Origin of the sequence: uncultured Porphyromonas sp. (assembly GCF_900541275.1) — a bacterium.
In the GTDB taxonomy this organism is placed as follows: Bacteria; Bacteroidota; Bacteroidia; order Bacteroidales; family Porphyromonadaceae; genus Porphyromonas_A.
The window spans coordinates 91,703-104,604 of the sequence record NZ_UQJH01000001.1 but is presented as its reverse complement, the minus strand read 5'-3'; the positions used below and the strand labels follow the sequence as shown (position 1 = coordinate 104,604).

Genomic DNA, 12,902 nt, shown 5'->3' with positions numbered 1-12,902 from the left:
TTCTCTGCTCTGGTGCGTCGCTCTCGTCCCCCCCCCTCTCCTACCGATGCTTGGCGAGGCAGTGAAGAGTATTCGATCATCCGACAGGGAGCCAACCTACGACCGGAACCTTACTGAGAAAGGACACAAGGAACCCCTGAGGACTGACAACCCTCCACCTGCAGTCTCTGCGATGGGGAGACTTATGCTAAAATAGGTATATTTGGGAAGAAATAAATAGACCCATGTATAACCACTGGAAAATTAATGAGCTAACTGACGAAGAGAAAAAGATCGCTTCCCTGCTGGCTCAGGAATATAAACTCCTCACCTCCATCACCTCACTTATGGTGCAGCGGGGAGTGAGGAGTGACGATGAGGCGTCACACTTCCTTGAGCCAAGGATGAGCGAGCTGCATGACCCCTTCTTGATGAAGGATATGGATGCCGCTGTCCAGCGGATCAATCAGGCCATCGGCGATAAGGAGCGGATCCTTATCTATGGAGACTATGACGTCGATGGTACGACAGCTGTCGCCCTTGTCTATAAGTACCTGCGACAGATCACTCCATCGCTGGAGTTCTACATCCCGGATCGCTACTCCGAGGGGAGTGGCATCTCGGATATGGGGCTTGACTTTGCGAGGGAGAGGGGCTGTACGCTCCTCATCACGCTCGACTGCGGGACCAAGGAGGTGGAGATGATCGATAAGGCCGCTGAGCTCGGTATAGACGTGATCGTCTGCGATCACCACCTACCCGGTCCGGTGCGACCTAATTGCATCGCTATGCTTAATCCTAAAGCTCCCGACTCCGGCTACCCCTTCAAGGAGCTGTCCGGATGTGGCGTGGGCTTCAAGCTAATGCAGGCCTTTGCTATGAGCAATAGGTCCGACAAGCGAGGACTGCATGACTTGGTGGACCTCGTGGCAGTCAGCTGCGCTGCCGACCTGGTGGAGCTGAAGGATGAGAATCGCATACTCGCTTACTATGGGCTCAAGAAGCTCAATAGACATCCCACTGTGGGACTAAAAGGGCTCATCAACGTGAGTGGTATCAGCAATCAGACGCTCGACATCTCCGACATCATCTTCAAGATCGGTCCGCGCATCAATGCCTCAGGACGCATCCAAAATGGTCGTGAGGCGGTAGAGCTTTTGCTCTCAAAGAACCCCAAGGATGCCCTTAAGCGTAGCGTGAACTTAGATAAGTACAATACGCAGCGTCGCGAGATCGATCAGTCGATCACTCAGGAGGCAAATGAGATCGTGGAGGGTTTTAAGGACATGGATCAGCACAAGGTGATCGTGGTCTACGACCCCTCCTGGCACAGTGGCGTGATAGGCATCGTCGCGAGCCGTCTCAGCGAAAAGTACAATCGGCCCACCATCGTCCTCTCAGACTCGGACAGCCAGACCATCTCCGGATCGGCTCGGAGTGTACGAGGCTTCAATATCTACTCTCTCATCGAGCGGTGCGCTGATCTGCTGGACAACTTCGGGGGACACCCGTTTGCATCCGGCCTGACAATCAAGAAGAAAAATCTCCACCGCTTCATCAAGGAGGTGACCGAGATCGCTGACCGAGAGATCTCACTGGATGACCTGACACCCGTGCTAACCATCGAGGAGGAGCTGAAGCTAAGAGAGATTACTCCAAAATTTAGGCGTCAGCTGCTGAAGCTGGCCCCCTTTGGGCACGGCAATGAGCCACCTATCTTTGTCACCTATGGAGTGGTATGTGTCACCCCCCCCCGTATCACCGGCTACCAGGGATCGCACCTAAAGCTCGTCCTCAGTATGCCCGATCAAATGCCTATCATGCAAGCGATGGCATACAATCAGGCGGATAAGCTGACGATGCTGCAGCAGGACACCACCTTTGACGTCGCCTACACCATTGACGAATATACCAGGCAGGGTCATCACAATATCCAGCTCAATATTAAGGACATCCGTCTCCACGCTGCAGATCTGTAGTCACTCGGACGACATATGCGCAGAGATTACAGCCAAGCCACCCCTCTCGAAGTACTAAGGGAGATATGGGGGTACTCCTCCTTTCGCCCAATGCAGGAAGAGGTGATCCGGTCCGTCCTTAGGGGAGACGATACCCTCGCCCTTATGCCCACGGGGGGAGGTAAGTCGATTACCTTCCAGGTGCCTGCCCTGATACTCGAGGGGATCACACTTGTGATCACCCCTCTCGTGGCACTGATGCGAGATCAGGTCGAGAAGCTGAAGTCCCTTGGGATCAATGCCCAGGCACTCTACAGTGGGATGACTCGGGGAGAGACACTCGCCGTACTGGACAATATCGTCTACGCTGCTGACTACAAGATCCTCTATATTGCTCCCGAGCGATTGCAAAATGAGCTTTTCCTACGCCGGCTAGGAGCGATGGACATATCTCTGATGGTGGTGGATGAGTGCCACTGCATCAGTCAGTGGGGCTATGACTTTCGCCCGGACTATATGACTATCGCCTCAGCAAGGAGCATCATCGGAGAGGATGTCCCGATGCTAGCTCTCACGGCGACAGCGCCTCCACGTGTAGTCGAGGATGTGATCCGAAGCTTGGAGTTTAGGCAGGGGTATAAGGTCTTCAGGAGGAGCTTCTACCGGGACAATCTCTCCTACGTCGTCCGCAGGACCTATGATAAGCCCCGCGAGCTGATCCATATCCTCTCGAGCGTAGAGGGATGTAGTCTTGTCTACGTGCGGACGAGGCGACAGGCGGAGCGCTTTGCACAGCTGCTGCAGGATGCGGGATTTAGCGCTGACTTTTTCCATGCGGGACTGGACCCCTCGATCAAGCAACAGAGGCAGCAAGCGTGGCAGAGTGAGGAGCTGAGGATAATGGTCTGCACGACCGCTTTCGGGATGGGCATCGACAAGGAAAATGTGCGCCTGGTGATCCACCCCATTTCACCATTTAGTCCTGAGAGCTACTACCAGGAGGCCGGGCGCGCCGGCCGAGATGGGAAACGCTCCTATGCGGTACTCCTCTACACCCCACTGGAGGACGAGGAGTATCTCTCTAAGCTCATCAAGTCCCACTACCCACCTCCGGAGACAGTCGTGCAGATATACAATTGGCTGGGAGACTACTTCGGGGTGGCAGTCGAGTCGGGGACTGGATCCTACCATGAGCTACTGCCGTATGACTTTATCAAGAGGTACCACTGTCCACTATTTGTCCTCAGGGCGGCACTCAAGATCCTGACCCTCTCCGGCTACATTGAGCACCGGGAGGATTACCATATGGCAAGCCGTCTGATCTTCACGATCAATCGCAATGACCTCTACACATTCTTCTCCGATGATGAGGCGAAGTACGATGACCTGGTGGAGCTACTGCTGAGGAGTTACGAGGGGATCTTCACAGAGTATGCCTTCATCGATGAGTCAATGATCCAAACTAAGCTGGGACTGAGCCCGGAGCAACTCTACCGGATGCTGATCCAGATGCGGCGCTGGGGCGTGATCGAGTATATCCCCGGCAAGCGGTCTGACTATGTCGTCTACACGCAGCAGAGGCTTCCGTCGCGGGAAGTTAAGATACCAGCTTACATCTATGACCAGCAGCTGGGAGGGGAGGTAGATCGGCTCACCAAGATGATCGACTACATCAGGTGTGACGACTCCTGCAGGGTGAGGATATTGATGGAGTACTTCGGAGAGAAGGCTCCCCTACCCTGCGGCTACTGCGACTACTGCCTCTCTCACAAGACCAAGACCCTGACCTATCGCCTGATCCACGAGATCTCAGATACAATGCTGGATCACCCCGATGGCATCATGAGACAAGAGTTGCGTGAGAGCTTCCCCACAGTCACCGCCAAGCAGTGGGACTACACGCTCGACTTTCTCTCCTCTCAGGGCTACACGATCGATCAGACCGAGGGGAAAGTACGTCTCCACCTAACTACAGAATGACCACTCGCAATTACTTATATCATAACTAATGAAAGGACTAAAGAGTACCATCCTTGCATCACTGGCAGTGATGACATTGGCATGCAACCCAAGGCAGGAGATCAACGACCTCGACCTTGTCACATCTGGCAAGGGGGCAATTACCTTTGACCTCAGTCTCGCCTCCTACAACCATCCCCGGACCATATTCCGGGCTGACGAGGAGATACTGAAGGACAAGGCGAAGCTAAATACGATAAATGGTCTAAGAATAGTTCTCTATAAGGACAATGACAAAGGAGAGCCGGGGGAGGTAGCTTACGCTTTTGACAAAGACGTCAACGCCTTCCGGGGCGAGCGGAAGGGGGCCGACCTCCTTAATCCTGACGATACGGCGGGGATATTCTCCATCACCGGCATCGATGGGATCGAGCCGGCCAATTACACCCTCTACTTCTTTGCCACCCCATCTAGGGCCCTGATACAAGCAACCCAGCCTGGCAAAGACTTCGCTGAGATCAAGCGTCCTCTGAAGATTGACTTTACCGACAAATTCGTCAAAGGAGCGGATATGGGCTTCCACACGGCACTATACAGCTCCGCATCCAACATCGACAGTCCGGTCAAGGTATCGGAGGAGGAGTTATTCAAGAGTGTTGCCTCCAGCCCTATTAAGCTCGGTAGCATCACGCTGAGGGCATTGGATGGCATAGCCATCGCCAAGCTTGACATCAACCAAGCGAAGCAAGCCTCTTCAGGGATAATCATTGGAAAGGAACACTTCTTCTTTCCTGATGTACTCAATAAGTCCGTGATTCTCTTCCCCGAGCTCGACAAGGATGCGGAAAAGAATCTATCCATTCCGAAGGATGACAATTACGATGGGATGGAAGGCTGGACCGAGACACAGCTAGCAGAGGCTTTTCAGTACAATCCCATTAAAGGTGATGCACAAACAAGCACTTGGCTAAAAAATAAGGACGACATCACCGATCCGATCATCCTTCCGGAGAATACCACTGCACCAGACCAGCTTAGCAATCGTGTAGTGACCAGGCTTGTGGCGAGGCTCAACGTCATGCCCACAAGCCAGGAGGAGGGCTTTGCCATCGAAGACAATAACAGCTGGTTCTCATACAAGGGGAAGAATTATTCGTGGACGAAGTTCGCGGAAAAGTACGCAACTGCCGCAACGAAAAACAACAATGAGACAACGATCACTAAGGAGGAAAAGACCCTACTGGAGATAGGGCTGGCCATCAATAAGGCACTTAACAAGGGGAGCATAGAGCCCAAGTATGGCGATGAGCTACCTTCAGTACCTGCAAATGGCTACAACTCCAAGGATCTCAAGATCTACAAGTTTGGCTTTTCCTACTTCAGCATTCCGATCAGGCACTACAGCGATGAGGTCACCCAGTCACTAAAGACCATTGGCCGATATGGCGTAGTCAGGAATACCCTTTATCTCATCTCCTTCACCTCAATTACCCGCATTGGTGCACCTACTTATGATAGTCTTCCCAAGGAGACAAACTATACAGCGGCAGTCACCTCGGACCTCTCCATAGACTTTGAGGATCGCAAGCTGATAAAGAACGAGGTAGACCTGTAAGTACGAGAGACTTGCCTATGGACTAAGGTCAGAAACTGGCGAGCCGGACCGACCTTGATCCTGCCGTAAAATGGAAGAAAATGGCTATATTGCGGTATCAAGTTCAATCATTTGTTCAATCATAAGGATTTCTCAAAGCAACCTATGAAAAAACTATTGCAGTGGGGTATGACTCTGAGTGCGGTGATAGCATCAGCGCTCCTACTTCCTCAGAGCTCCCAAGCATGTACTAATCTCATCGTCGGCAAGAATGCCTCTGTCGATGGGAGCGTCATCGTCAGCTACGCAGCTGACAGCCACACCCTCTACGGCGAGCTCTATCACTGGGCTGCCCGTGACTGGGAGCCGGGGCATATGATGGATGTCTACGTGTGGGACTCTGGCGAGTACAAGGGACAGATCCCTCAGGTCGCTCATACGTACAACGTCGTGGGCAATATGAACGAGCACCAAGTCTGCATCACCGAGACTACTTGGGGCGGGCTGGAACAGCTCGAGGGTACCGAGGGTCTCATCGACTACGGGAGCCTGATCTACATTGCCCTCCAGCGCTCCAAGAGCGCCCGCGAGGCTATCGATGTGATGACCGGTCTCGTACGCGACCATGGGTACTGCAGTACCGGTGAGACCTTCACCATTGCAGACAAGAATGAGGTGTGGCTCATGGAGATGATCGGCAAGGGCAAGGGCGAGAAGGGCGCTGTATGGGTAGCCACCCGCATCCCTGATAACGCCATCACTGCGCATGCCAATCAGGCTAGGATCCAGAAGATCAACTTCAAGGACAAGGAGAATTGGCTTTACTCCAAGGACGTCATCTCCTTTGCCCGCCAGAAGGGGCTCTTCAAGGGTAAGGATGCAGACTTCTCCTTCCAGAAGGTCTACAATCCCTACACCTTTAGCGGACTTCGCGGCTGCGAGGCGAGAGTATGGTCATACTTCAATCGCTTCCACAAGGGGATGGAGCAGTACACCGACCTCGTGATGGGCTACAAGGCTGACGCTGAGCCTATGCCCCTCTACGTCGTGCCCGATCGCAAGCTCTCTGTCGCTGACGTGCAGAATATGATGCGCGATCACTACGAGGGTACGCCTATGGATATGACTAAGGATGCAGGCGCCACCTATGGCGTACCGTACCGCTGGAGACCGATGAACTTCAAGGTGGATGGTAAGGAGTACCTCAATGAGCGCGCCATCGCTACCCAGCAGACCGGCTTTGTCCTCGTGGCACAGCTGCGTAGCAACAAGCCTGATCTCGTTGGACCGGTTCTCTGGTTTGGCTGCGACGATGCCAATACCACCGTTTTCTCACCTATGTACGGCTGCATCACAGAGTCGCCTCTCGCTTTCCGCGTTGGCAATGGCAGCATGACTGAGTTCTCATGGACCAGTGCCTTCTGGATCAATAACTGGGTCGCCAACATGTGCTACGGCAAGTATGACTACATGATCCGCGACATCCGTCCTGTACAGCAGGAGCTGGAGAAGGGATTCCTCGACAACCAGTCTGCTGTGGAGGCTCGAGCTCTTGAGATCGAGAAGAGCCAAGGCCGTGAGGCTGCTGTCGCCTACCTGACTCAGTACTCAGCCAAGTGTGCCAATGGTGCCACAGATCGCTACCGCGAGCTAGCTCAGTACCTCATCGTTAAATATATCGATGGTAACGTCAAGAAGGAGAAGAATGGTCACTTCGAGACCGAGAATGGTATGATCGTCTTCCCCGACCAGCCCGGCTATAGCGAGAGCTACTACAAGGCTATCGCTGAGGATAATCCGAAGCAGCTGATAGTCCCTGAGGGCTGCAAGTAACCCTATATCGTATAAACTACGTAGGGAGCGGTACTATATACAGTACCGCTCCCTACTCTTTTTGCAAGGACCGATCTGCTTAGGTCTTTTCCTCAAGACTATAACAACTAAGGGGGCTGTACCGCGGATATGCGATACAGCCCCCTTTAGCTACGCGAAAGAGACTACTCCGACATACGGAGAATGCCTCCTACTGGACGAAGCAATTAGTCCTTATTCAGATTGACGCGCTTAAAGTCAACAACAGTGAGCTCCTTATTCTCAGACTTGAGGATCTGCTCCACAGTCTTCTTACTATCGAGGATAGACTCCTGCATAAGGAGGCAATTCTCCTTGAAGTACTTATTGAGAGAGCCCTCAGCGATACGATCGAGGAGGTTCTCGGGCTTGCCCTGCTCACGAGCCTTGTCACGAGCGATCTCGAGCTCACGCTGTCTGATCTCCTCGGTCACCCCCTCCGGCATGATAGCGACAGGATTCATCGAGGCGATCTGCATACAGATCTCATTCGCCATCTTCTCAGAGGGCTCAATGTTAAATCCTGCAATGGCAGCCAGCATGTTTCCGGGGTGGATATAGCCATAGGTGTGAGGAGCCTCGATGAACTCGTAGTGACCGAGCTCTACCTTCTCTCCCGTCACACCAGACTGCTGAGTCACCTCAGCCTCTACCGTATGACCATTATCCATCGTCAGAGTGAGGAGCTCCTCAAGAGACTTCGGCTTATTCTTCATAGCGACATCAAGGATACCCTCAGTAACGCCACGGAAGCCATCGGTCGCAGAGACGAAGTCAGTCTCACACTTCAGAGCTACGATGGCAGCAAAGCCATCCTCGTACTTGGCGAGCACACACCCCTGCTCTGCGGTGCGCTCAGAGCGCTTAGCAGCGATAGCCTGACCGCGCTTGCGGAGGATCTCGACAGCCTTGTCGTGATCACCCTCAGCCTCCTGGAGTGCCTTCTTGATATCAGCAAGACCTGCATTGGTAAGATCACGCAGTGCCTTGATGTCCTTCATCGATACAGCCATAGTTGTATATATAGTTTAGTTGTTATGATTATTAGCTTGTCTGAAACAAAAAAAGTAAGGTCCTCTTGCGTCCCCCTCTTATGTGATGGAAGCAAGAGGGCCTTAGTGTCATAAAGACCGATAGCAGTCTGCCATCGGTGGGCGTACCCTCACGGAGATTGGGTAGGTGATAGATGCTTTACTCCTCAGTCGAAGTCTCGCTCTCGTTATCACCCTCTATCTCATCGGGAGTAGCTTCAGTCTCCTGATCGCCACTCTCATCGCCCTCTTCCTTTGCACGGCGTACACCTGAGAAGCGACGACGACGACGGCCACGGCCCTCGCCATTCTCATCCTCAGAGTCTCCATCCCTATCGGCATTATCCGTATTCTGGATCTTGCGCTCCTGAGAGCCCTCCTTGATAGCCTCACAGGCGGCAGCCACGATCAGCTCGATGCCATCGTGAGAGTCGTCATTGGCGGGGATCAGGAAGTCGATATCACGCGGGTTCGCATTGGTATCAGCGATAGCAAAGACAGGGATACCGAGCAGGTGAGCCTCCTTCACAGCAATATGCTCGCGCACAGAGTCAATGACAAAGATAGCGCTCGGAAGAGTCTTCATGGAGGCGATAGAGCCAAAGTTCTTCTCCAGCTTCTCGCGCTGACGATCGATCTGTAGCTTCTCACGCTTGGAGAGGTTGTCAAAGACACCATCCCCCTTCATCCTGTCGATACGATCCATCTTGGAGACCGTCTTACGGATGGTGGGGAAGTTGGTCAGCATACCACCCAGCCAACGCTCGGTGACGTAGGGGACGCCTGCCTCTCCGCAAAGCCTCGCTACCGACTCCTGAGCCGATCTCTTGGTAGCGACAAAGAGGACAGTCTTACCCTCCTGGGCAAACTTCTTGAGTGCCTCGCATGCCTCGTCGATCTTTGCTACAGTCTTGTGCAGATCGATGATATGGATGCCATTCTGCTCCATAAAGATGTATGGAGCCATTGCAGGATTCCACTTACGGGTAAGGTGACCGAAGTGTGCGCCTGCATCGAGCAATTGGTCAAATGTTATTTGTGACATATATCGTTTACTTTCTTCTTGATTATCTTAAGAGATCAGCCTGCGCAGTAGGGGGCCATACAGCCCCATCCCACAGGCTTGGATGCTAAACGTAGTCTTACAGCGAACTGCTCGATTAGGTTAACGCTTAGAGAACTGGAACTTACGACGAGCTCCGGGCTGACCGGGCTTCTTACGCTCAACGACACGATCGTCGCGAGTCATAAAGCCTGCGGCACGCAGAGCAGCCTTATCATCAGGATTGACCTTGACGAGAGCACGGGCGATACCGAGACGCGAAGCCTCGCTCTGACCGGTCGTACCACCGCCATTGACATTGATATTGATGTCGTAGCGATCCTCCACACCTAGGAGAGCCAGAGGCTGTCTCACGATGCGGATGAGGAAGGGATTGGGGAAAAAGTCCTCAAGAGCCTTCTTATTGATCATAATTTTCCCGCTGCCCTCCTTGAGATAGACACGGGCGACAGATGCTTTTCTTCTGCCGAGTGCATTGATTACTTCCATGCTATGCTATTTCTCTTACTTAAGGTTGGGGAATTCGATCTTGCGGGGCTTCTGAGCAGCCTTGTCGTGCTCCTCACCTCCATAGATGTAGAGGTGATCGATCAGCGTCTTGCCGAGGCGGTTCTTAGGCAGCATACCTGCGACCATACGACGGACGAGACGATCAGCACCGCCCTTCTCAAACTCTCTCTTAGGAGTAGAGAAACGCTGTCCACCCGGATAGCGGGTGTAGCGTACATAGACGCGGTCAGTCCACTTTTTACCGGTCATAATGGCCTTGTCAGCATTGATGACAACGACATTATCACCGCAATCAACGTGCGGAGTGAAGGAAGGCTTATGCTTCCCTCTGAGCAACTTAGCGATCTCGCTGCAGAGACGTCCGATAGGCAGTCCCGTGGCGTCTACAAGGAGCCACTCAGCCTCGACAGTTGCCTTATTTGCAGAAATGGTCTTATAACTTAAAGTATCCATTTACCAGTAACTTATTAGTATTGAGTTATATCCAGCGGTAGATGTCTCACGAGTCCTCGCCTGTGAAAAATCATCTCTTTGCTAATCATGGTAGGCGTGCAGCCCCCCTCGAGGATAAGCAAGAGCTCTCGACATCCGTCCTCTTGATAATAATCGGCGTGCAAAGATAGCACTTTTCCACATCTCTTCCAATCAAAGTTGTATCTAATTATTAGGGATGAGAAAGGCCGAGCGGGGGTGGCAACAGTGGTATTACCTCCAAAGACAAAATTTCCTACCTTTGTCCAAAGAATAAAATCACTCAACAAATAACTACATTGTATGAAAAAAGGTATTGTACCGTCCGCTGTGGCGATGGCCCTTCTGGCTGTCAGCGCCATCGGCTGTGACGGAAACAAGAAGACCGAAGACACCGCGGCAGCCGACCAGGTGCCGGCTATCGACACGCTCGCCATGGACCGCACGGTCTCTCCGCGAGAGAATTTCTTCCTCTATGCCAATGGTGGCTGGATGAAGGCTCATCCGCTCACTCCCGAGTACTCTCGCTTTGGCGCTTTCGATGAGCTGTCTCTCAAGTCTGAGGTGGCTGCACACGAGATCATCGAGAGCCTGAAGGACGCCACAGAGGGCACGGATGAGGCCAAGGCGTACCTCCTCTACGCACTCAGCACCGACTCCGCTAAGCTGGAGTCCGATGGAGCCAAGCCGATCCTCGATGACCTCGCAGAGATCGATGCTCTTGCCGACAAGGATGCGCTCGTAGACTACATGGCGAAGTCTGACAACCAGGGCGGTGGATCCTTCTTCAACACCTTTGTCGCTGCGGACGAGAAGTGCAGCGACGTCAATATCCTCAATCTCTATCAGGCGGGACTCGTGATGGGCGTCCCGGACTACTACTCTGATGAGGCCGCCTATAAGGGCAATCAGGAGGCCTACCGCACCTACTTTACCCGCGTCTTTGACCTCGTGGGGATGAAGGAGGCTTCGACACAGGCTGATCGACTCTTTGGCTTAGAGAAAGGTCTCTCCAAGATCCTCTACACGATGGTGGAGCTGAGAGACAGCCAGCGGAATTACAATAAAATGTCTCTCGAGGACTTCTATGCTCAGCACACTTTCCCCTGGAAGCGCTACATCGATGGTCGCGAGGGTTACGAGTCGGTCAAGGAGCTGAATGTCGCACAGAAGGACTACTTCGACCGCTTCGACAAGTGGTTTGCTGCCACCTCACTGGAGGATCTGAAGCTTTTCCTCAAGGGACAGCTCATTGATGGTGCCAGCGATCTCCTCAGCAACGACTTCCGCGAGGCAGCCTTTGCGCTCCACGGCAAGTCGATCGCCGGTAAGGAGGAGATGAAGCCCCTCTGGAAGCTGGGCGTCAACCGCGTAGACAACTGCCTCGGCGATGTGATCGGCAAGCAGTATGTCGCCAAGTACTTCCCCCCGGAGGCGAAGGAGCGTATGACAGAGCTGGTAAATAATCTGGTCTCGGCTCTCAGCTCTCGCATCGACAACCTCTCTTGGATGACCGCCGCAACTAAGGAAAAGGCGCAGGAGAAGCTGGGTGCCTTCACCGTCAAGATCGGCTACCCCGACAAGTGGCTCACCTTTGAGAAACTGAATACCAACAATGAGTCGCTCTATGCCTACAGCAAGGAAGTAGGCACCTTCCTCACCCGTCGCAACACCGCCGACCTCGAGAAGCCTGTCGATCGCGATCGTTGGCTGATGAATGCTCATCAGGTGAATGCCTACTACAATCCGACAACCAACGAGATCTGCTTCCCCGCAGGGATCCTGCAGCCACCTTTCTTCAATCTCAATGCAGACGATGCGGTCAATTATGGCGCCATCGGCGTCGTGATCGGTCACGAGATGACCCACGGATTTGACGACCAAGGCTGCAACTACGACGCTAAGGGCAATATGGAGAATTGGTGGACGGAAGAGGATCGGAAGACCTTCGACGCTGCCACGCAGAAGCTCGCCGCTCAGTTTGATCGCGTAGAGGTAGCGCCCGGGCTGATGGCCAATGGTCAGATGACTCTCGGAGAGAACATTGCCGACCAGGGCGGACTCCTTGTCGCCTACGATGCTATGGTCAAGGCCACCGATGGCAAGGAGTACCCGGAGATCGATGGGCTCAGCCGTGACCAGAGATTCTACCTCGGCTATGCCCGCGTATGGGGACAGAATATCCGTCCTGAGGAGATCATCCGTCGCACGAAGACAGACGTCCACAGCCTCGGTAAATTCCGTGTCAATCAGACTCTGAAGAACATCGACACCTTCTACACCGCATTCGGTATCCAGGAGGGAGACTCTATGTACATTGCTCCAGAGGAGCGTGTGGAGATCTGGTAAGTCGTCCCCCTATATTAATCAAAAGGAGCGAGAGGGTGTCACGCCGATAAGCGTGGCACCCTCTCGCTCCTAATGCCTGACACCATCACCATCCCATGTACCCACATCCGGGCAAATGAGATCATGTGAATAAAGCA

General features: G+C 53.2%; 9 protein-coding genes. 5 read left to right on the top strand and 4 right to left on the bottom strand.

What is annotated here, in order from left to right; translation table 11 throughout:
- The first annotated feature begins 224 nt into the window (after positions 1-224).
- From recJ to QZR17_RS00375, 4 genes are all read left to right on the top strand, one after another.
- Positions 225-1,958, top strand: a complete 1,734-nt coding sequence (gene recJ / locus QZR17_RS00390; RefSeq protein ID WP_297126286.1) for a single-stranded-DNA-specific exonuclease RecJ — start codon at positions 225-227, stop codon at positions 1,956-1,958.
- A gap of 15 nt (positions 1,959-1,973) precedes the next feature.
- On the top strand, positions 1,974-3,917 hold the full coding sequence (locus QZR17_RS00385; RefSeq protein WP_297126283.1) for an ATP-dependent DNA helicase RecQ: 1,944 nt from the start codon (positions 1,974-1,976) through the stop codon (positions 3,915-3,917).
- Positions 3,918-3,945: 28 nt separating this feature from the next.
- A complete protein-coding gene (locus QZR17_RS00380) occupies positions 3,946-5,511 on the top strand; it encodes an Mfa1 fimbrilin C-terminal domain-containing protein (RefSeq protein ID WP_297126281.1) in 1,566 nt (521 codons plus the stop codon).
- A 168-nt stretch (positions 5,512-5,679) separates the two neighbouring features.
- Positions 5,680-7,323: a C69 family dipeptidase gene (locus QZR17_RS00375; protein ID WP_297127128.1), complete on the top strand. Its 1,644-nt coding sequence runs from the start codon at positions 5,680-5,682 to the stop codon at positions 7,321-7,323.
- Positions 7,324-7,529: 206 nt separating this feature from the next.
- Here QZR17_RS00375 and tsf read toward each other — a convergent pair whose 3' ends face one another.
- From tsf to rplM, 4 genes are all read right to left on the bottom strand, one after another.
- The gene (gene tsf, locus QZR17_RS00370) at positions 7,530-8,354 is read right to left on the bottom strand and encodes a translation elongation factor Ts (RefSeq protein WP_070464690.1); all 825 of its coding nucleotides are present in this window, start codon (positions 8,352-8,354) and stop codon (positions 7,530-7,532) included.
- 178 nt (positions 8,355-8,532) lie between these two features.
- Complete coding sequence (gene rpsB, locus QZR17_RS00365) at positions 8,533-9,417, bottom strand: 30S ribosomal protein S2 (RefSeq protein WP_297126279.1); 885 nt, start codon at positions 9,415-9,417, stop codon at positions 8,533-8,535.
- Positions 9,418-9,537: 120 nt separating this feature from the next.
- Positions 9,538-9,924 carry a 30S ribosomal protein S9 gene (gene rpsI / locus QZR17_RS00360; protein WP_070464696.1) on the bottom strand — a complete coding sequence of 129 codons (387 nt, stop codon included), beginning with the start codon at positions 9,922-9,924 and terminating at the stop codon, positions 9,538-9,540.
- 15 nt (positions 9,925-9,939) lie between these two features.
- A complete protein-coding gene (gene rplM, locus QZR17_RS00355; protein WP_070464699.1) occupies positions 9,940-10,398 on the bottom strand; it encodes a 50S ribosomal protein L13 in 459 nt (152 codons plus the stop codon).
- Positions 10,399-10,719: 321 nt separating this feature from the next.
- Between rplM and QZR17_RS00350 the strand changes: the two genes are divergently transcribed.
- On the top strand, positions 10,720-12,765 hold the full coding sequence (locus QZR17_RS00350) for a M13 family metallopeptidase (protein WP_297126276.1): 2,046 nt from the start codon (positions 10,720-10,722) through the stop codon (positions 12,763-12,765).
- Positions 12,766-12,902: the final 137 nt, after the last annotated feature.